Consider the following 24,187-nt stretch of genomic DNA (forward strand, 5'->3'; position numbering starts at 1 on the left):
GGTTTTTATTTATTCAACAATTAATTTTTGCTCGTAAAAAGTTAAATTATTATCCTCTAAAGATAAACTAAAAAACCTTACTATGTAAATTCCGGGTGATATATTACTTAATTTAATTACTTCAGGAGCAATCCCGTCTGGAGAATCGAATTGTTGCGAATAAATTTGTTGGCCTAAAGAATTAAAGATATTTATGGAGCCTGATGCAACATCAAAGGTAGATTCCCCTTCTTTGGAGCTAAAGTTTATTGTAAAAGTCCCATTATTGGGATTGGGGAAGATGGAAATAGAATTATTATTTATTAATTCTTCCCCTTCTTTACAAGGCACAGAAACAGAAATTATATTTGAATTTTTAAAACATCCACTCGCTGTTTTTGTAACACGACATTTATAATTTCCGGCTGTTGTAGCTATATAATTTGTGGATGTTGCTCCCGCAATTGCGCTTGCTCCTTTATACCATTGATAGGAACAACCTGCAATAGGAATTTCAGTTAATGTTACATTACCACCAGCGCAAAAAGTTGTCGCACCATCGGCTGAAATACTTGCGTTGGGGTTTTTGCTAACTGTAACAATTATAGTGGATGATGTTGCAGTTCCACATAGTGATGTTGTAACTGCAGCATAATTTCCCGATTTATTTACGGAATAAGTTGAAGATGTTGCACCTGGAATATTTACTCCGTTCTTTTTCCATTGCACAGATGTGCCGGAATAAGTTGCGGATAATAAAACGGTATTTCCCTGGCAGAATGTTGTTGCACCACCTGGGGAGATACTAATTGTTTCGATTACATCTTCGTCAACTACACCGTTACAATTATCATCGAGTGTGTTGCAGGTTTCTGCTGTTGGTGAACATTCAGGATATAATTTGATTATCCAATAATCATATAAACCCAAACTATTCTCAGTTTTATCAACACCAATATTTGAATATGAATGGCCACATAAAACATAACCATTATCATTGGTTTGTTCAATGGAATAAACTTTGTCATCGCTGGAGCCTCCTATTGTATTTTGCCATGCAATGGTTCCGTCCGGATTCAATTTTAAAATCCAAATATCAAAATTTCCATAACAAGTTTCTTCTTTATCGCCTAACCAGCTTGAAGTTGAATAACCGCCAACCAAATATCCATCATCATTTGTTTGAATTACCATACTCAACCAATCTTCTGAACCTCCACCAATTGTATTTTGCCATATAATTGCACCAACACTATTTAATTTAACTATCCAATAGTCATAAGTTACAATACCAGCTATATTTGGCTCTGTCTTATCTCCGGAAATTCCTGACCGCGACCAACCACCTAAAATATAGCCCCCGTCTGAAGTTTGAGCAACGCTATACAGATAATCCTGATCGGTTCCGCCAATTGTATTTTGCCATTCTATGCTACCTGTCGCATTTAATTTGATCACCCAAAAATCCTGCTGACCAATCAATGGTTCAGACTTATCACCAGTGATACCGGAATAAGATGCATCTGCAATTATAAAACCGCCATCTGTTGTTTCTGCAATATTATGTGCGAAATCACTTGAACTACCACCTATCGTATTCTGCCAAATTATATTACCATCAGAATCCAGTTTTAATATCCACATATCTGCATAAGTTAAAGTAACCCCCATATTGGGTTCGGTTTTATCACCAGTGATCCCTGATCTCGACCAACCACTGACAATATAACCCCCATCTGTAGTTTGATGTATAGCAGATAATTTATCGTCTGCAGATCCACCAATTGTGTTCTGCCAGTTGATTGATCCGTTTTTATTTAATTTAATTATGAAATAATCATTACCCCCATTTGACGCTTCCGTTTTGTCACCCGATACTCCGGAATCAGAATAACCACCAATAATAAACCCTTCATCTGTAGTTTGCTCAATTGAGGTAAGAATATCTTCACCTGATCCACCTATTGTATTTTGCCAAACAATATTTCCATTTGAATTTAATTGAAGAATCCAAAAATCCGTACCCATAGCAGTTTCAGATTTATCTCCACTTATACCGGAGGAAGAATATCCACCAACAATATATCCACCATCTGTTGTCTGATCAATACCATATCCACCGTCTCCTGCGCTTCCTCCAATTGTATTTTGCCATTCAATATCCGGAGCTTGACAAAATGAGTATTGTGCAATGAATAATGAGTTTAATAAAACAATTAATTTGAGTATTATTTTTTTCATCGTAAATCTTTATAATAATTATTCGATAATTAATTTTTGTTCTGAATAATGATTTTCATTTCCTAACCTCACAAAATAAATTCCACTCGATAAATTATTTATAGAAATAGTTTCATTTATATTTCCATCGGTAGAATTTATTTGTTGGGAATGGATTTGTTGGCCGAGGGAGTTGAAGATTTGGAGCGTGGTCACCCCCCTTGGTCCCCCCTTGAGGGGGGAAGTTCCTCCGGTTGAAGAGGTGAAGATCAAATTAAATGTTCCAGTGTTGGGATTTGGGTAGATGGTGAAATTATTATTTTCTTCATTTATTAACTCCTCCCCTTCTTTGCATGGAACGGTAACTGAAATTGCATTGGAATTTTTGAAACAACCTGAGGCAATTTTTGTTACACGGCATTTATAATTTCCGGCTGTTGTTGCGGTGTAATTTGTTGTTGTTGCACCTGCAATTGCACTTGCACCTTTATACCATTGATAACTGCATCCTGCTACAGGAACCTCAGATAATAGAACTGATCCACCAGCACAAAAAGTAGTTGCTCCACCTGCGGAAATACTTGCATTGGGATTTTTATTTACGGTGACAATTATAGGTGATGAAGTTGCAGAATTACAAGCAGACGTTGTAACTGCGGTATAACTTCCTGTTTTATTTACTAAATAGGTTGGATTAATTGCTCCGGCAATATTAACTCCATTTCTTTTCCATTGCACAAGTGGGCCGGAATAGATCGCGTTTAACAAAACAGTATTTCCCTGACAAAAAGTTGTAGCACCCAAAGCAGAAATATTAATTGTTTCTATTACACCATCATCAATAATTCCGTTGCAATTATCATCCAGTGCGTTACAGGTTTCCGTAACCGGCACACATCCACCGAATTTAACAGTCCAAAAATCATTTACGCCAAAAAGTCCTTCCGATTTATCTCCTGAAATACCGGATCCTGAAGAACCTGCAAGAATAAATCCTCCATCTGAAGTGATATCCATTCCTGAAGCAATGTCTTCAGCATTTCCACCGATAGTATTTTGCCATATAATACTTCCGAAATTATTTAATTTTAATACCCAATAATCACCATAAAATTCACCACCTTGAGATAATTCAGTTTTATCTCCACTAATACCAGAATTTGAATAACCGTTTATTAAATATTCCTGTTCCGAAGTTTCTTCGATCGCTGTTAAAACTTCTTTATTTATTCCGCCAATTGTATTTTGCCAGAGGATATTTCCTAAATTGTCGAGTTTTAATATCCAATAATCCGAATCACCTATTTGCGCTTCTGATTTATCTCCGGATAAAGAAGAGGTAGAATATCCTCCTACAATATAATTACCTTCAGATGTTTGTTTAACAATATTTAATGCATCAACATTGTCGCCACCAATGGTATTTTGCCAGACAATATTTCCCAACGCATTTAATTTTAAAATCCAATAATCATAGGCACCGATATTTGCTTCTGTTTTGTCGACGGAAATTCCGGAGAAACTGGAGCTGCCTACTATGTATCCGCCATCTGCTGTTTGACTTATGGAAACAAGTAAATCGATAGAGCTGCCACCTATTGTATTTTGCCATTCGATATTTCCGATGGAATTTAATTTTAATATCCAAAGATCGTCGAGGCCTTTATTACTTTCTGTTTTATCGCCGGAAATTCCACCGGCTGAACTTCCACCTGCAATATAACCGCCGTCAGCAGTTTGTGCGATGGAGGTCAACATATCATTTTTATTTGTTTTAATAGAATTTTGCCAACTGATATTACCGGAAGCATCAGTTTTTATTATCCAATAATCGTATTCACCCATATTGGATTCTGTTTTATCACCTGAAATTCCTGAACTGGAATATCCTCCTAAAATAAATCCGCCATCTGCAGTTTGCTGAGAACATGTAAGAAAATCGTAATTAGAACCGCCAATTACATTTTGCCAAAGGATAGTTCCGCTGCTGTTGGTTCTTACTATCCAATAATCGGCATTACCCATTGGGCCTTCCGTTTTATTTCCGGAGATATTACTATAAGAATAACCGGCAAATAAATATCCTCCGTCAGAAGTTGTGTTTACAACCTGAAGAAAATCGGCAAGATCGCCACCTATGGTTTTTTGCCATTCGATAGGAGGAGCTTGTGCTGAAATATTAAAAACGGAGAATAAAATAAATATCGGACTGAGGAGAAATATTTTTGTCATAAATAAATTAGTTTTTATATGAAAATAATTGAATTAATATTATTATTTAATCTGTTATCACGATCTTTTTAATGCAAATTTTATTTCCATCATTCAATTCTAGAAAATATATTCCTGCACTTAAATTGTCGAGGTTGATCAACTCAAAGGACTTTGTGTTTGTATTCAGGAGGTTTTTGGAATATACCATTTCACCTGAAGTATTTATAATTGTTATGGAATAATTATTTCCTGAAATATTAGCAGGGAAATTATAATTAATAATAAAGGATCCGGAATTGGGGTTTGGAGAAATAATAAAATTATCGGAAAGGTCTTCATCTGAAATTGCTACTATTCCTTCATCTATTAATTGATCGCAATCATCATCAAGTCCGTTTGCAATTTCGGTCGAGCCGGGATAAATATTTGGATTTGTATCATCACAATCTGTATTGTCATATACATAACCTTCAGGTGGAATTACATTACAAAAAATATCATCAGCATCAGGATCTCCATAATCATCGTTATCTGCATCGGCAAAGTAAGTATGCATTAACAGATCTTCATCTGTTGCTCCATCGCAATCGTCGTCGATTAAATTGCATATTTCGATTGCAGAAGGATTAATATTTATATCTGTATCAATACAGTCTGTACTATCAGAAACATAACCCGGAATAGCACCATCCACACAAGTAACAATTATATCCGCAATATTACCATATTCATCTCCGTCGAGATCCGCATAATAAGTGAATACTGGCAATCCTTCATCAATAAGAAAGTCACAATTGTCATCTGTAAAATTGCATATTTCAACAGCACCTGGATAAATATTCATATCAGAATCGTTACAATCTGTATTGTCGAGCGTATATCCATCGGGAATAATTTCGGAACAGGTAATAATAATAAATCCGGGATTGCCGAAATTATCTGCGTCGAAATCGGCAAAATAATTATAAAATGCTAACCCTTCATCTGACATCGCATTACAATTATCGTCAATACCATTGCATATTTCCGCAGCGCCGGGGTTTATAAAAAATTCGGAATCGTTACAATCTGTGTTATCCAAAATGTAATTTGGAGGTGGAGTACATGCAAGCAGGGTAATATCCGGATTTCCATATCCATCCCCATCGGAATCCACATAAAATAATACAATTACTCCTTCATCAATATTGCCATCACAATTATCATCAACGCCATTACAGGTTTCTGAAGCGCCCGGGTTGGCAAAAAAATAAAAATCGTTGCAATCGGTAAAATCGTTGGAATAACCGGGAGGTGGTGTGGGCTGGCAGGAATTGATAAATACTTCCGGACTACCATAAGTATCCCCGTCTTCATCTGCATAATAAATAGTGAAAGTTAAACCTTCATCTATGTCTGTATTACAATTATCATCATAATTATTACAAATTTCCGAAATACCTGGATTAATAAAAAAGGCTTCGTCGTTGCAGTCGTCATTATTATTAACAAATCCATCAGGTGCTTCGGGAGCTACCAGAAAATTAAAGGGATCACCATATCCATCTCCGTCAAAATCGGCATAATAGACAGGTAAAATTGGGTCATAATTATTTAATGGCGATGAAGTCTCTGCACCCAATGTAGCTCCATTGGCAGTATAGAAAATGCAGGTCATTAAAAACATCCAATTTATTTGAGGAGTAAATTTCATTGTGTTTTTTTTACAAATATAATTAATTACAATATGTTATTTCACTTTTCTACAAATTTGATGTGTTCTTACAAGTTTTAGTGTATAAAGAAATTTATCATTATTCGATAATTAATTTTTTTTCTGAATAGGAATTATGGTTTCCAACCCGAATAAAGTAAATACCACTGGCAATATCATCCATTTCGATATTAGTGATAGAGTGTTGGATCTCTTTTATATAAATTACCTGACCTGCATAGTTATAAATTTCAACATTTAAATTTTCCGTTAAAGTGGTTGTTAGCTCAATTATGAAATTATTTATTGCAGGATTAGGATAAATATTAAAATGATTTCCTTCCAAAACATTAAGAATTTCAACAAGCCCTTCGTCAATGGTATCGTTACAATTATTATCGATACCATCCGGTAATTCGGTTGCACCGGGATAAATTGAAGCATCAGAATCATCACAATCCAATGCATTGGAAACGTACCCGGCAATTAAAAAACAGGTATCTATCGAATTATTTAAATCACCAAAATCGTCTCCATCTGTATCAGCGTAATACGTTACTGGTACACATTCATCACCATAAAGTTTCAATATCCAATAATCATAGCTCCCTAAAGCATCTTCAGTTTTATCTATTCCGCTATCACTTGTTGAGTAACCTCCTAGTAAGTAACCCTCATCGTCAGATTGCAAAGCTGAAAAATAAAGTATATCATCACCTGTTCCTCCTATTGTATTTTGCCAGTGAATACTTCCATCGGGAAATAATTTTACAACCCAATAATCGTATTCTCCGAAATTTTCTTCCTCTTTATCACCACTCATTTCGCTGTCAGAAGTTCCGCTTATTAAATAACCCCCATCTATTGTAGGTATTGCTGAAAATAATTCATCATCACCATTTCCACCAATTGTATTTTGCCATTCGATGTTTCCAATATCATTGAGTTTTAGCACCCAATAGTCCTCACCACCATTTCCATTTTCCGTTTTATCACCACTTAAATCACTAATGGAAATGCCCCCTACAATATAACCCCCATCGGGAGTTTGATGAATTGCATAGGATTTATCGTCTGCCGCACCGCCGATCGTATTTTGCCATTCAATTGATCCACTAGAATTTAATTTTACCACCCAATAATCCTTTCCGCCTAAAATGGTCTCTGTTTTATCACCCCCTACTCCACTTGCAGAGGAACCGGTTAAAATGTATCCATAGTCGGAAGTTTGTTCTATATAAAACAGCTGATCAGTGCCTGCTCCGCCGATGCTATTTTGCCATTCAATATTTCCGTCAACATCCAATTTTACCACCCAATAATCAGTAACGCCATTTGATTCCTCCGTTTTATCGCCGGAAATTCCGCTCGCCGACATTGCACCGAGAATGTAACCACCATCACTAGTAACCTGGAGCGAATACATATTTTCATAAAGCGCACCGCCAATCGTATTTTCCCATTCTATTTCACCAATGGAATTAACCTTTACGATCCATATATCCCCGTCACCCATGTGGCTTTCCGATTTATCTCCTCCGATACCACTGTAACTTTGACCACCTAATATATATCCACCATCAACTGTTTGATGCACAGAATATAAATAATCAAATTCGGTTCCGCCCATTGTATTTTGCCATTCTATTTCGCCTGCCGCATCAATTTTTACCAACCAATAATCCCATCCTAAACTAGCTTCAGTTTTATCAGCACTTATACCACTTAAAGAAGTTCCTCCTAAAATATAACCGCCGTCATCAGTTTGTTCAGCCGTAAATATTTCATCATCATCAGAACCACCAATGGTGTTTTGCCATTCAATATCCGGTGCCTGACCAAACAAATTTGATTCAGCATATCCGGCAAACAGAATTAAAATAAAAATGATCTTTTTCATACTTTAAAATTATTTACGGTTATAAAATTAATGATGTTTTAATTCCTATTAATTAATGATCATTTCTTGTTCAGAATAATTATTTCCATTCCATAATCTGACAAAATAAATTCCTGAGTTTAAATTATTTTTGGAAATTGTTTCATTAATATTTCCATCGGTGGAATTTATTTGTTGGGAATGGATTTGTTGGCCGAGGGAGTTGAAGATTTCGATCACCCCCCTTTGTCCCCCCTTGAGGGGGGAAGTTCCTCCGGTTGAAGAGGTGAAGGCCAAATTAAACGTTCCTGAATTTGGATTTGGGAAGATGGTGAAATTATTATTTTCTTCTTTGATTAATTCCTCCCCTTCTTTACAAGGAACAGTAACGATAATTGTATTTGAATTTTTAAAGCAACCGCTTGCAGTTTTTGTAACACGGCATTTATAATTACCGGCTGTGGTTGCGATATAATTTGTGGAAGTTGCACCGGCAATTGATGATGCTCCTTTATACCATTGATAAGAACAACCTGCGACAGGAACTTCTGTTAGCGTAACAGAACCACCTGCACAAAAGGTTGTTGCCCCTCCCGCAGAAATACTTGCATTGGGATTTTTATTTACGGTGACATTAATTGTGGATGATGTTGCAGTTCCGCATGGTGATGTAGTAACTGCTGTATAATTACCTGATTTATTTACGGAATAAGTTGAAGAAGTTGCACCTGGAATATTTGCTCCATTCTTTTTCCATTGCACACTCGCGCCGGAATAAGTTGCTGTTAATAATACCGAACCACCCTGGCAGAAAATAATTGGACCACCTGCAGAAATATTAATTGTTTCTGTTATTTCATCGTCAATTAACCCATTGCAATTATCGTCGAATGCATTACAAGTTTCAGGTATGGCTGAACATGGATTAGAATAATAAATAAATACCCCACCTTCGTCAATAAGGTCAAAATCATAATCCCAGGCACCAACAGCCAGATCGGAGAATCCATCACCATTCATATCTCCGGTGCCACAAACTGCGTGACCATACTGACTTTCGGTCTGCTTGCCGCCAAAAATTTCTTTAGGAAAGGGAATTAATCCTGCGGCAGAACCGTGATATATAAATACTGCTCCTTCATCCAACATATTTAATGAGTATGCATCAGCCGCGATCACAACATCATCAAAATTATCACCATTTACATCTCCAAGAAATGCACAGGAAGCTGAAAAAAATACCTGTTGTTGATTTCCTTCCAGGGTAAGAGAAGCGGTAGATGATAAACCTGTTGGTGATCCATAATAAATAAATGCGCGCCCTTCATGTAATTGTCCATTAGTATAAGAATGACAACCTATAACAATATCGTCAAATCCATCATTATTGATATCTCCATTTCCCGCAATAGAAATTCCAAATAATGAATTTGCCTGATTACTTTCCATAGTAACAGCAGCAGTTGTATTTAATCCAACAGGAGATCCATGATAAATAAAAACACGTCCTTCATTTGTACTTCCATTATCATAATTATAAGCACCGATTGCAACGTCATCATATCCATCAGCATTTACATCCCCAATACCGGAAACAGCATAACCAAAATAAGCAGTGGCCTGATTACACTCGAGTTCCGCTGATGCAATGGGATTTAATCCTGAAGCGGATCCTAAATACACAAAAACTTCTCCTTCATTAGTTGAACCATCATCAAATTCGTTTGCACCAACAATCAGGTCGTCATAACCATCATTATTTATATCAGCATTGGAAATACCTACTCCAAAATTTGAAGATGCCTGGTTCATTTCAAGTAATAGACTTGGAGTTAAAGAAACACCTGTTGCAGAACCATTAAAAATATAAACAAGTCCTTCATTCGATTGTCCGTTGTCCCCTTCTAAAGCTGAAGCTACCAGATCATCATATCCGTCGCCATTAAAATCACCATTTGCGTTTATGGCACCACCCAATTCTGCAGAAGCCTGATTAATTTCAAGAATTGCCGAAGGAATCATGATCAATCCTGAAGAAGAACCGTTATAAACATAAAGTGCTCCTTCACTAGTTTCACCGTTAGAATATTTTTTTTTCGCTGCAATTAAATCAGAATATCCATCACCATTCAGATCTCCCGATCCGACAGCCATTCCAAATAACGAATTGCTTTGATCACTCTGAATTACTCCACCATATATCCATTCAATTTCTTCATCAATATTTCCATCACAATTATTATCTATTCCATCTGGTTGTTCAATAAAATCAGGATGCACCAAACTATTCAGATCATCACAATCACCGGCAATTATTCCAATAGAATAATTAGGTGTTGCAGGGGTATCGCATTGATTAATTGGTGAACCTGTTCCTGCATAATAGCCGTCACCATCAAAATCGTAATACCAAATTGATGTGGGATTTTTTTCGGCTTCATCATCATCACAATCTGTATTATCTACACTGTATCCAATGGGCACAGTAAAACAACCGGTAGTGTAAAGCATAGCATTCCCGAATCCATCGTTATCATAATCAGCAAAATATGTTTGTGCAACACAGGATTCTCCGAAATACAAAAACGCCATACCCTCAACATTTTCTACGTTATCCATATAGGGTGCTCCTACTAAAACATCATCAAATCCATCATTATTTATATCGCCAACTGATGCAACCGAAGATCCAAATTCACCTGAACCCTGCCCTACCTGGAAGCTGGTATAAATATTGGAATTTATTCCGGTTGATGATCCTATATAAATTCCTGCTCTACCGGAATTACCGTTTGCAAAATCGTAACTATCCATTCCAATGATGAGGTCATCATAACCATCATTATTAAAATCGCCAGCGCCTGAAAGTCCATTGCCAAATCCAGCCAGATCCTGATCTGTTGCAAGAACAACAGAAGGAGCGATATTTATTCCAGTTGCCGAGCCATGATGAATTGAAACAGTGTAATTAACTGAAACTATATGATGTTGCAATGCTATATCATCATAACCATCATTATTCACATCACCGATAGCAGCCATTACATCACCTATATGGTCAAAGTGTCCATCACCATAAATAATGGAAGAAGGCGACGTAATTGATGCAGCTCCGTGATAAATATAAACAAATCCCTCATCCACATACACACCGTTATAATCACGTCCGCAAACCATAAAATCATCATACCCGTCGTTATTCACATCACCTGCAGCAGAAACAGCATAACCAAAATGGATAGAGGCAAAATTTGCTTCCAGTATTGCGAAGGGTGTTGTATTAATTCCGGTTGCTGAACCCTTATAAATATTTACCCTGCCTTCATCTGTTTCACCATTTTCATAATAATATGCACCTACTGCAACATCATCAAATCCATCGTTATTTACATCACCAATTCCAGCTACAGAATTTCCCATATAAGCAGAAGATTGATTGCTTTCAATTGTTGTTGCTGCAATGGGATTTATGCCTGATGCTGAACCATGGTAAATAAAAAATTTCCCTTCGTTTGTCTGGCCATTTGAAAATTTATAAGCGCCTACAATTATATCATCGTATCCATCATTATTCACATCACCTGCGCGATCTGCTGAATAACCAAAATAGGCACTGCCAAGATTACCTTCAATAATAAGGGCTGGTGTGGTATTCATTCCACCTGCGGTTCCATGATAAATATAAACGGCACCTTCATTGGTTTGTCCGTTAGCATACTTCCACGCAGCTACCATTATATCTTCATAACCATCGTTATTTACATCGCCAATCCCTTTAACAACATTTCCAAATTCAGCCAAACTAAGATTCGATTCGAAAGAATAGTTTTCAATTGGCGATTGTGCTTTTACATAACAAGAGTATGTGATCAGAAAAACTACAAAACATTTTTTCATTGGTTGATTAGTTTTGAACAATGTGTAGCATTGAGGAATACCCCCAATGTGTGTATTTGATAGAAAACTAAGGCTAAATGCGTGAAAATTCAAATAATAAAGGGCGAAATGACCAATTTTTAGTGTGAAATGGCAGTTTGGGTTAGTGAAGTGAGGAATGAAGGAGTGAAAGAATGAAGGAAGGAAGGGATGACAATATGCAATATGAATGAACGTTCATTCATATTGCATATTGTATCAAATGGTTTAGTTATTCAATCATGAATTTCTGGTCAGAATAATTAATTCCATTGTTCAATCTTATGATATAAATTCCGCTGGATAAATTATCAATTGAAATTGTTTCATTTATATTTCCTTCAGGTGAATTTATTTGTTGGGAATGGATTTGTTGGCTGAGGGAGTTGAAGATTTGGAGGGTGATCACCCCCCTTGGTCCCCCCTTGAGGGGGGAAATACCTCCGATTGGAACATTAAAGACTAAATTAAACGTTCCGTTGTTTGGATTTGGGAAGATGGTGAAATTATTATTTTCTTCATTCATCAATTCCTCCCCTTCCTTACATGGAACAGTTACAGTAATTGTATTCGAATTTTTAAAACAACCACTTGCTGTTTTTGTAACGCGGCATTTATAATTTCCTGGTGCTGTTGCGATATAATTTGTGGATGTTGCTCCGGCAATTGTTGATGCGCCTTTATACCATTGGTATGTACTTCCACCAACAGGTGCTTCGGTTAATGTTACGCTGCCACCGGCGCAGAATGTTGTGGCACCTCCTGCTGTTATAGATGCTGTCGGATTTTTATTTACTGTTACATGAATTAATGATGAAGTTGCAGTACCACATGGACTGGTTGTTACACAAGTATAATCACCGGTTTTAGTTACTGAATATGTTGAGGATGTTGCACCCGGAATATTTGCTCCGTTCTTTTTCCATTGAACAGTTGCACCGGAATATGTTGCAGTTAATAAAACGGAACTACCTTGACAGAAAATAATTGGTCCTCCTGCAGAGATATTAATTGTTTCAACAACACCATCATCAATTAATCCATTGCAATTATCATCGAGGGCGTTGCAAGTTTCTGCAACACAATCTGCACTTAATTTTACAACCCAAAAATCATATCCGCCATGGTTGAAGGTAATATCACCATTTTCGGAAATAGAATAGCCAGCAATAATATAGCCGCCGTCAGGTGCTTGTTTAATTGAAAAGCTTCTGTCGTAGCTTGTCCCGCCAAGGCATTTTTGCCATAATAAACTTCCACTTTCATTTAATTTAACCACCCAAAAATCCCAATCCCCATGGTTGCCACTAACATCACCATTATTTGATAAAGTATATCCTGTAACTATATAACCTCCATCTGAAGTCACATCGATCCCGTAACCATAATCTTCACTATCTCCCCCCAAACATTTTTGCCATTGCAATGTCCCATTGATATCAATTTTTACAACCCAATAATCAAACGAGTCATGCTTTCCGGATACATCTCCGTTGTTCGAATGTGTAGTTCCGATTATAATATATCCTCCATCCGGTGTAGGCTTTATCCGCTGTGCTTCTTCGGAATAAATACCTCCATAACATTTTTTCCATTGCACATTTCCTACATTGGATAACTTAATAATCCAAAAATCAGAATTGCCGTGATTACCTACAACATCAAAATCGTTCGAAAAAGCATATCCCGCGATAATAAAACCACCGTCAGAAGTTTCTAATATATCAGTCGCTACATCACCATCTGTACCACCATAACATTTTTGCCAGGTAATATTTCCAGACGCATCTAATTTTGCTATCCAGTAATCGCCAAGAAATCCGTGATGGCCAGATACATCTCCATCATTGGACCGCGCTTCTCCTGCCACAATATATCCACCATCTGAAGTTTCCTTTACCGAATAACCTGAATCATGATCTGTGCCACCTAATGATTTTTGCCAAATCAAAGTCCCTGTGCTGTTCAATTTAACCACCCAGAAATCACTATAAAAAGACCCTCCATGATGACCACTTACATCATAATCATTTGATTTGGAAAACCCACAGATTATATATCCATCATCCGAAGTTTGCTCAATCGATCGCGGAAAGTCAATTTCAGAACCCCCTACAGACACTTGCCATTGAATAATTCCTGTAGATGATGTTTTAATTATCCAGTAGTCATCATAACCATGATTGACTGTAACATCTCCATTTGCAAAAGTTGAAGTTCCTACAAAAACAAATCCACCATCAGTAGTGTTTTGACAGTCTCTGGCATAATCTTCAAAAGTTCCACCATAACATTTCTGCCATTCGATAGAAGGCGCTTGCGCCCTGGTAGAATTAGTTAAGAGGCACATGAATAAAAGTGATACAAAAGTATTTGGTTGAAATAATCTAAGTTTAAACATAATTGTGAATTTGGTGAATTTATTCAATGATCAGTTTTTTTTCATAATGAATATCATTAGTCCGCATCCGGATATAATAAATTCCGGAGGATAAATTATTTATAGAAATTGTTTCATTAATATTTCCATCGCAGGAATTTATTTGTTGGGAATGGATTTGTTGGCCGAGGGAGTTGAAGATTTCGAGCGTTGTCACCCCCATTGGTCCCCCCTTGAGGGGGGAAATTGGCCCCCACGGTCCCCCATAGGGGGATGTTGCTCCGGTTGGAACATTATAGACTACATTAAATGTTCCGGTGTTGGGATTTGGGAAGATGGTGAAGTCTGAATTTGATAATAATTCTTCACCTTCTTTACAAGGAACTGTAACCATAATTCCATTCGAATTTTTATTGCAACCTGATGCTGTTTTAGTAACATTACATTTATAAAACCCTGCAGTTGTTGCTGTGTAATTTATTGATGTTGCACCAGGAATTAATACAGCGTCTTTATACCATTTATAACTCAACCCTCCTCCGGTGTTTGCAGTTAATATTACAGAACCTCCTGCACAGAATGTTGTTGCGCCTCCTGCAGTAATTGATGCGGGTGGATTTTTTTGAACGTTGACGAAAATGCCGGTGGATAATTCTGTGTCGCATGCGGAGGATGTTTCACATGTATAAGTTCCTTTAGTCGTAACTGTATATGATGACAATATTGCGCCTGGAATATTTGTTCCGTTCTTTTTCCATTGATAATTTGGACCGGAAGTTGTTGCATTTAATATAACCGAGCCACCCTGACAAAATGTAGTTAAGCCTGCGGCGGAGATTGTAATTGTTTCGATTACATCATCATCTATTAATCCGTTGCAATTATCATCTATTGTGTTACAGATTTCAGGTTCTGCGACACACTCTCCCGTTAACTTAATTATCCAGTAATCATCACCTCCTTGACCATCTTCTGTTTTGTCATAATAAATATTAGATTTTGAATTTCCGCCCAAAATAAATCCTCCATCAGGAGTAGTTGTTATACATTTTAATTCGTCATCGTTTTTAGCGCCAATTGTATTTTGCCAAATAGCATTTCCATCATCATCAATTAAAATGATCCAATAATCAGTTTGTCCCAACAATTTCTCTGATTTACTCCCGTTTAATGAAGAGGAAGAATATCCTCCGATAATATAATTATTTTCCTCTGTTGCATTAATTGAAGTAATATAATCATGAGAAGTTCCGCCAAAAGATTTCTGCCAAAGGATATTACCGAGAGCGTCAATTTTTATTACCCAATAATCAGTAACTCCATATCCTGCAACTGTTTTCTCACCCGATATTGGTGATGAAGAATACCCTCCCAGAACAAATCCTCCATCAGAAGATTGCACAATATCAATTAAATAATCTGAAGCGGAACCTCCGATAGTATTTTGCCAGGTGATTATTCCGAGAGAATTTAATTTCACAACCCAATAATCATTTGAGCCATAATTAATTTCGGTTTTATCGACAGAAATTCCTGAACTCGATTCTCCTGCAATAATATATCCACCATCACTAGTTTGTTTTATAGCTTGCAATCTATCATCCTGATTTCCTCCAATCGTGTTTTGCCACTGAATATTACCGGCAGCATTTAATTTAATTATCCAATAATCATATCCACCGAAACAAGTTTCTGTTTTATCCATGCTATTTACCGATTGAGAATATGCGCCAATTATGTATCCTCCGTCGGAAGTTTGAGATAATGAGGTAAGTTCATCAAAAGTGGATCCGTTAATTGTATTTTCCCATACCACATCACCGCCACTATTCAATTTTACAACCCAAATATCGCTGCTAATGCTATTTTCAGATTTATCACCACCAATCGGAGAATAAGATATTCCTCCAATAATATATCCGCCGTCTATAGTTTGCTCAGCTCCATATAAACGCTCACCGGCAGTTCCTCCTATAGAATTTTGCCACAAAATATTTCCTGATATATCTAATTTTAAGACCCAATAATCTGTTGCCAAACCTTCGTCGGTTTTATCTCCGCTTAATCCGGAAGCAGATTGTCCTGCTATGAAATATCCACCATCGGAGGTGTTTACAACTGTTGAAAAAAAGTCATCTCCAATCCCACCAATTGTATTTTGCCATTCTATAGCTGGTCCCGGATTACATCCGGTTAATCCTTCATCGATAATTCCATCACAATCATTATCAAATCCATCACATAATTCAATATAACCGGGATGAATAAAATTATTTAGGTCATGAAAGTCGCCGGCTACCATCGATTGAAATGCACTCGGTTCGCATGCAAAATAAAGTGGTGGTTCAATACCATACCCATCAAGATCAATATCAGCATATGTTGGTTGCAATAAACAATCATCTTCACTCATTTTAATTATCCAATAATCACCTTCACCGATAACATCTTCCGTTTTATCTCCATTTATTCCAGAACGAGAAAACATGCCAAGAATATAACCTCCATCCGATGTAATATCTATATCTCTAATACCATCAAATGAATACCCTCCAATTGTATTTTGCCAGATAACATCACCTTCTTCGTTTAGCTTAATTAACCAACCATCTCCTTCACCGATATTAGATTCCACTTTATCGCCCGAAAATGACGCATAAGAACGTGCAGCAATAATAAATCCATTATCTGCGGTTTGTTTCATTGAACGCATTTCATCTTCACCAATTCCTCCAATGGTATTATCCCAGACAACATTTCCAACACTATTTATTTTTACCAACCATATATCATATGCATCATCATCCTCACCTTCGTAATGATCTTCTGTTTTATCTCCTGAAATTTCGGAGTCGGAGATACCTCCAATAATATAACCTCCATCTGTAGTTAATTCAATAGATCGCGCTTCATCATAATTAATTCCACCAATGGTGTTTTGCCAAATAATATTTCCGATACTATTTAGTTTTAAAATCCAATAATCATAAAATCCATTACTGGATTCGGTTTTATTTCCGGAAATTCCTGATGTGGAATACGAGGCAACAATATAACCACCGTCGGGTGTCTGTTTTATATCTGATAACCTATCCGAAGCCACTCCACCAATAGTTTTTTGCCACATTAATATACCTGTTTCATTTATTTTAATTATCCATAGATCATCTGCTCCAATTAAAGGATCTGATTTATCCGCAGAAATTTCAGATTCACTTTCACCTCCTAATATATATCCCCCATCAGATGTTTGGATAATTTGTTTTAAGCGATCATCATCTGTTCCACCTATCGTATTTTGCCAAACAATATTTCCTGTGGCATCTAATTTAAGAACCCAAAAATCATACGTTGACCCTCCACCGATTACAGCTTCGGTTTTGTCACCTGTAATACCCGACCTGGAATAACCTCCAACTATATATCCCCCATCCATCGTTTGTTGTAAACATGTGAAATAATCATAACTGGTTCCACCTATTGTATTTTGCCACATGATATTTCCGGATGCATCAAGTTTTACGACCCAATAATCATTGTAAACCGGATTTCCTCCAATTACATTTTCTGTTTTATCACCCGAGATCAAAGATGCAGATGCTCCACCCGCAATATATCCACCATCAGTAGTAGCAATCATGACATGGAGAATATCATTACCTGTTCCTCCAATTGTATTTTGCCATTCAATTTCCGGAGTTTGGGAAAATGAGTAATGAGCAATGAATAAAAAGTTTGATAAAATGATTATTTTGAGTAAAAATTTTTTCATAGTGGAGTATTAAATAATTATTCAATAATTAATTTTTGTTGTGAATAAACATTTCCATTTCCTATCCTCACGAAATAAATTCCACTTGATAAATTATTTATGGAAATAGTTTCATTTATATTTCCATCGGGGGAATTTATTTGTTGGGAATAGATTTGTTGGCCGAGGGAGTTGAAGATCTCGAGCATGGTCATCACCCCCCTTGGTCCCCCCTCTAGGGGGGAAATAGCTCCGGTTGGAACATTATAGACTAAATTAAATGTTCCGGTGTTGGGATTTGGGAAGATGGTGAAATTATTATTTTCTTCTTTGATTAATTCCTCCCCTTCTTTACAAGGAACAGTAACGATAATTGTATTTGAATTTTTAAAGCAACCGCTTGCAGTTTTTGTAACACGGCATTTATAATTACCGGCTGTGGTTGCGATATAATTTGTGGAAGTTGCACCGGCAATTGCGCTTGCTCCTTTATACCATTGATAGGTACTTCCACCAACTGGTGCTTCGGATAATGTTACACTTCCTCCGGCGCAGAATGTAGTTGCACCTCCGGCAGTAATATTTGCGTTGGGGTTTTTATTTACTGTTACCGTTATCGTTGATGATGTTGCATTGCCACAAGGGGATGTTGTAACGGCTGAATAATTTCCTGTCTTAATTACAGAATATGTTGATGTAGTTGCACCTGCGATATTTATTCCGTTTCTTTTCCATTGGACAGATGTGCCCGAATAAGTTGCGGATAATAAAACAGAGCTTCCCTGGCAGAAAGTTGTAGCACCACCGGCTGCATTTGAAATTGTTTCGATAACGCCATCATCGATAAAGCCGTTGCAGTTATCATCGAGGGAGTTGCAGAGTTCTTCAGTACAATTTTCTAGTTTTATAACCCAATAATCGAAACCGCCCTGACTATTAGCAGTTTTATCTGCTGAAATACCAGATGACGAAAATCCACCAAGCAAATATCCACCATCTGTAGTTTCTATTACGGATTGCATTAGATCATAGTTATTTCCACCGATCGTATTTTGCCATTCGATAGAACCTGTATCATCGATTTTGATCACCCAATAGTCCTGCTCCCCGATACAACTTTCTGTTTTATCACCGGAAATGCCAGAGTTGGAATTACCACCTAATATAAATCCGTCATCTGAAGTATTGATTACTGAATGCAGATAGTCATAATAAATTCCACCGATAACATTCTGCCATTCAATGGTGCCTGCACCATTCAGTTTAATAATCCAAAAATCACTCAAACCTATACTTGCCTCTGTCTTGTCACCACTAATACCAGAAAACGATAATCCGCCGAGCAAAAATGTTCCATCGTCTGATTGAGTGATCGAATATAAATTTTCAGAGTTGTTCCCTCCTATTGTATTCTGCCATTCTATAGTACCTGCACTATTCAATTTTACAACCCAGTAGTCATCATACCCCACACAAGCTTCTGTTTTATCACCAGAGATGCCTGAACTTGAAGATCCGCCCAACAAATACCCTCCATCCGCAACCTGTATTACCCCTAATAATAATATGTCGTTACCACTACCACCTATAGTATTCTGCCATTCAATTACGCCTGAACTATTCAGTTTAATTACCCAGTAGTCTGCGAAACCCTGACACGCTTCTGTTTTATCACCGGAAATACCTGAACCCGAATAACCTCCGAGTAAATACCCTTCATCCGTAGTCTGGGTCACGGAAAACAAATAATCGTAACTATTTCCGCCGATCGTGTTTTGCCACTCAATCTCACCAATACTATTCAATTTAATAACCCAATAATCTTCAAAGCCGGCTCCTGTTTCCGTTTTATCACCAGAAATTCCGGATGATGAATAACCTGCCAGCAGGTATCCGCTGTCAGCTGTCTCTATCACTGAATTCAAAACGTCGTGACCGCTCCCTCCTATTGTTTTCTGCCACTCAATGTTACCAATATTATTAAGTTTAATAACCCAATAATCTTCATATCCATATCCAATTTGGGTTTTGTTGCCTGAAATGCCGGAAGTTGAATATCCCCCTAAAAAATATCCGCCATCATCTGTTTGAATAACAGATAATACCATATCGTCGGACGAACCCCCAATTGTATTCTGCCATTCAATTTCCGGAGTTTGGGAAAATGAGTAATGAGCAATGAATAATGAATTTGTTAAAACGATTATTTTGAATAAAAACTTTTTCATAGCGAAGGTTTAAAATAATTATTCAATAATTAGTTTTTGTTGTGAATAAATTGTTCCATTTCCTAATCTCACGAAATAAATTCCACTTGATAAATTATTTACAGAAATAGTTTCATTTATATTTCCATCGGGAGAATTTATTTGTTGGGAATGGATTTGTTGGCCGAGGGAGTTGAAGATCTCGAGCATTGTCACCCCCCTTGGTCCCCCCGCACCAAATTGGTCCGCAGGCTCGAGTGGGGAAATACCTCCGGTTGGAACATTATAGACTAAATTAAATGTTCCGGTGTTGGGATTTGGGAAGATGGTGAAGTTATTATTTTCTGCTAATAATTCTTCACCTTCTTTACATGGAACAGTAACAACAATCGTATTCGAATTTTTAAAACAACCACTCGCTGTTTTTGTAACGCGACATTTATAATTACCTGCAGTTGTTGCGATATAATTTGTGGATGTTGCTCCGGCAATTGTTGATGCGCCTTTATACCATTGATAAGAACAACCGGTAACAGGTACTTCCATTAATGTTACACTTCCTCCTGCGCAAAATGTTGTGGCGCCACCTGCAGTGATGGATGCTGCAGGATTTTTATTTACTATTACATGAATTAATGAAGATGTTGCAGTTCCACATGGGCTTGTAGTTACACAAGTGTAATCACCCGTTTTAGTTACTGAATAGGTTGATGATGTGGCTCCAGCAATATTTGTTCCGTTCTTTTTCCATTGCACTGTTGCACCGGAATAAGTTGCGGTTAATAAAACAGATCCGCCTTGGCAGAAAATTATTGGGCCGCCGGCGGAGATATTAATTGTTTCTATTACTGCATCATCAATTAATCCGTTGCAGTTGTCATCTATTGTATTACAAATTTCCATCATCAGAATGCAACCTTCCGGTTCTAGTTGCAATATCCAAAAATCTGTATTGGGATAATAATGTGTCCATTGATCTTCATAATATTCGTCAATTTCTATCACTTCCTGAATTATTCCAAAACATTCGCCGGATTTATCTCCTGAGTGTCCCGATTTTGAATAACCACCTAACATAATTTTTTCATCATCACCAATAGCAATTGACATTAAATAATCGCCCATATTTCCACCCATCGTATTTTGCCAAATTGTATTTCCTTCATTATCCAGTTTCAATATCCAATAATCACTTTTTTCCTCAAAGGATAATCCATATGGACTAAACATTGTTAAATGGTAACTCTCATTCTTATCAGAGGTTATTACAGATACAGAATACCCTCCTACCAAGTAACCTCCATCAGGACAAATAGCTACCGATCTGCAATAATCAAATCCAACACCTGAAATGGTATTATCCCAATCAATACTTCCATCGGAATTCAATTTAACGATCCAATAATCATAATCTGCACTTGGTTCAGTTTTATCGAAAGAAATACCTGAATTAGAATTTCCTGCAAGGATCATATTGCCTGCATCATCCACATCAACAGAAAATATATCTTCTGTTAACAATCCCCCGATTGTATTTTGCCATATTATTGCACCAAATACATTGAGTTTCAAAGCCCAAAAATCATAACTACCTAAATTTGTTTCGGTTTTGTCTCCTGAAATACCAGAAAGTGATTTACCACCGACATAATAATTGCCTGATGAATCTACCCCAACATAAGGATCATAATCATTACCTGCACCACCAATACCATTTTGCCATTCTATTTCTCCTAAAGCATTTAATTTTAAAATCCAAAAGTCATAAACTCCGTTCGTGCTTTCCGATTTATTCCCCGAGATTCCCGAATTGGAGTGTCCGGAAATTACAAACCCTCCATCGGATGTTATTTCCACATCAGTAAGATTGTCATAATTAGAGCCACCAAAAACTTTTTGCCATTCAATATCACCCAAACTATTTAATTTAATTATCCAATAATCGGAACTCCCAAAACCAGCTACAGATTTATCTCCTGAAATTCCGGAAAAAGACGTTGCACCAATTATAAATCCATTATCCGGCATTTGTTTAACACTTATTCCTTTATCATCCTGATCTGCAGTAATTATTTTTTGCCATTGAATGTTTCCTCCGGCATCTAACTTATTAATTTCAATATTATAATTAAATTCAGGATCATAATAGGAATCAGTTTCCGGAGAAACTTCAGTTTTACTTCCAATTGAGATTGTTCCGCCATCGTTAGTTGAGGTTATTTCACTTAATTGATTATAAGCAGCATCACCTAAGGTTTTATCCCACAAAATAATTGGTCCGCTGTTGCAATCTACAAATCCTTCATCTATTGTTCCATTACAATCATTATCAAGACCATCGCAGATCTCAACTGCCATGGTATTGACACTTGAATATAAATCATTACAATCGTTTGAATTTGAAACCCATGGACCGTAAGTTAATTCACAAGCACTTGAAATAAATTCAGAGCCTTCTCCATCTCTATCATAATCCGAATATACTGGGAATGGCGTGCAAGTATCAGGGCCGAGTTTTAATACCCAATAATCTTGATTATAGCCACCCAAGACGGATTCAGATTTATCATTTCCCAGCATTCCATTTGAAGAACCTGCAACAAAAAATCCACCATCTGAAGTAACAAAACAGGAACGTAAATAACTATCCCCATTTTCCACTATCCATTCATACTCATCATATTCCCAGGTTATTTCTCCTCCTAATACCTCTTGCCAAATTATATAACCATTTGTATCAATTGCCAAGAGCCAATAATCATTGCCTCCATCGGTTTCAAGATTATCGCCATTTCCTTCTGAGTTACCTGCGATCATAATTTTATTATCGTCGTATTGAAATACTTCATCTACTTCTGCTGAGGACCATTCACTTCCAGTTAGAAAAGAATTTTCCCATATCAAATTACCTACATTATCAATTCTTACGATCCAATAATCATTTCCATTTCCGGAAGTAAAATATCCGCATCCCCAACAATAATCTAAATAATTTAAACTATTTTCTGATTTATCACCGGAAATATTTGAAGAGGAATTTCCTCCAAGAATAAATCCACCAGTATTTAATTCGGAGATGCTATTGAGATAGTCGTAACCTGTTCCACCAATTGTATTTTGCCACACCACCGTACCGGAACCATCGATTGCAAGCACCCAATAATCATTTCCTCCAATATTTGCTTCTGTTTTATCGCCAGAAATACCTGAGATCGAATATCCTGCAAGTACGAAATTACCATCAGAGGAACGGATAGTTTCTTTTAAATAATCGTTACCTGATCCTCCTATTGTATATTGCCATTGGATAACCCCAACAGAGTTAATTTTTATTATCCAATAATCATAGCCACCGATACACGCCTCGGTTTTATTTCCTGAAATACCGGAGTTTGAATAACCACTTAAAATAAAACCCCCTCCTGTAATTGAGATCATATCGGTTAAAAAATCATCACCAGAACCCCCAATTGTTTTTTGCCAAACAATATCGCCCGTTGGTGCAAGTTTTAAGATCCAATAATCTTTTAAACCAATTGCCGGATCTGTTTTATCACCGGAAATTCCTCCGGTAGTATATCCTCCTACCAAATATCCACCATCCGGTGTTGCTATAATACTGGTTAGATAATCAGCGAGAGCTGTTCCAATTGTATTTTGCCATACAATTGTGCCTGATGCATTTAGTTTAACTACCCAATAATCGTAGTTCATTGCACTCTCGGTTTTATCAAATCCTATTGAAGAATAAGAATATCCGGCAATTATAAATCCACCGTCCAAAGTTTCAGCAGACGCCATGAGAAAATCTGATGAACCGCCACCAATTGTATTTTCCCAATCGACTATAGGATCTTGTGAAAAACAATATTGTGTTTTCAAAATAAAACAAAGGGTAAATAAAATAAAAATAAGTCTTGTTTGTGTGAGTTCGGGTTTCATTTTAAAA

Annotated in this window: 9 protein-coding genes; all 9 read right to left on the reverse strand. The window is 36.8% G+C overall.

What is annotated here, in order from left to right:
- Positions 1–9: 9 nt before the first annotated feature.
- A complete protein-coding gene (locus tag IPI31_14915) occupies positions 10–2,220 on the reverse strand; it encodes a T9SS type A sorting domain-containing protein (protein MBK7569109.1) in 2,211 nt (736 codons plus the stop codon).
- Positions 2,221–2,238: 18 nt separating this feature from the next.
- Entirely contained in the window at positions 2,239–4,431 is a 2,193-nt protein-coding gene (locus IPI31_14920) for a T9SS type A sorting domain-containing protein (GenBank protein MBK7569110.1), read from the reverse strand.
- Positions 4,432–4,477: 46 nt separating this feature from the next.
- Entirely contained in the window at positions 4,478–6,106 is a 1,629-nt protein-coding gene (locus IPI31_14925; GenBank protein ID MBK7569111.1) for a T9SS type A sorting domain-containing protein, read from the reverse strand.
- 100 nt (positions 6,107–6,206) lie between these two features.
- Complete coding sequence (locus IPI31_14930) at positions 6,207–8,006, reverse strand: T9SS type A sorting domain-containing protein (GenBank protein ID MBK7569112.1); 1,800 nt, start codon at positions 8,004–8,006, stop codon at positions 6,207–6,209.
- 48 nt (positions 8,007–8,054) lie between these two features.
- Complete coding sequence (locus IPI31_14935) at positions 8,055–11,882, reverse strand: FG-GAP repeat protein (GenBank protein ID MBK7569113.1); 3,828 nt, start codon at positions 11,880–11,882, stop codon at positions 8,055–8,057.
- Positions 11,883–12,132: 250 nt separating this feature from the next.
- Positions 12,133–14,301: a T9SS type A sorting domain-containing protein gene (locus IPI31_14940; GenBank protein MBK7569114.1), complete on the reverse strand. Its 2,169-nt coding sequence runs from the start codon at positions 14,299–14,301 to the stop codon at positions 12,133–12,135.
- Positions 14,302–14,320: 19 nt separating this feature from the next.
- Positions 14,321–18,052 (reverse strand): T9SS type A sorting domain-containing protein, encoded by a 3,732-nt coding sequence (locus IPI31_14945; GenBank protein MBK7569115.1) that lies wholly within the window; start codon positions 18,050–18,052, stop codon positions 14,321–14,323.
- Between the two features lie 17 nt (positions 18,053–18,069).
- Positions 18,070–20,259: a T9SS type A sorting domain-containing protein gene (locus tag IPI31_14950; GenBank protein ID MBK7569116.1), complete on the reverse strand. Its 2,190-nt coding sequence runs from the start codon at positions 20,257–20,259 to the stop codon at positions 18,070–18,072.
- Between the two features lie 18 nt (positions 20,260–20,277).
- Complete coding sequence (locus tag IPI31_14955) at positions 20,278–24,180, reverse strand: T9SS type A sorting domain-containing protein (GenBank protein ID MBK7569117.1); 3,903 nt, start codon at positions 24,178–24,180, stop codon at positions 20,278–20,280.
- Between the last annotated feature and the right edge of the window lie 7 nt (positions 24,181–24,187).

It is taken from the genome of Bacteroidota bacterium (assembly GCA_016706865.1).
Taxonomy (GTDB): domain Bacteria; phylum Bacteroidota; class Bacteroidia; order Chitinophagales; family BACL12; genus UBA7236.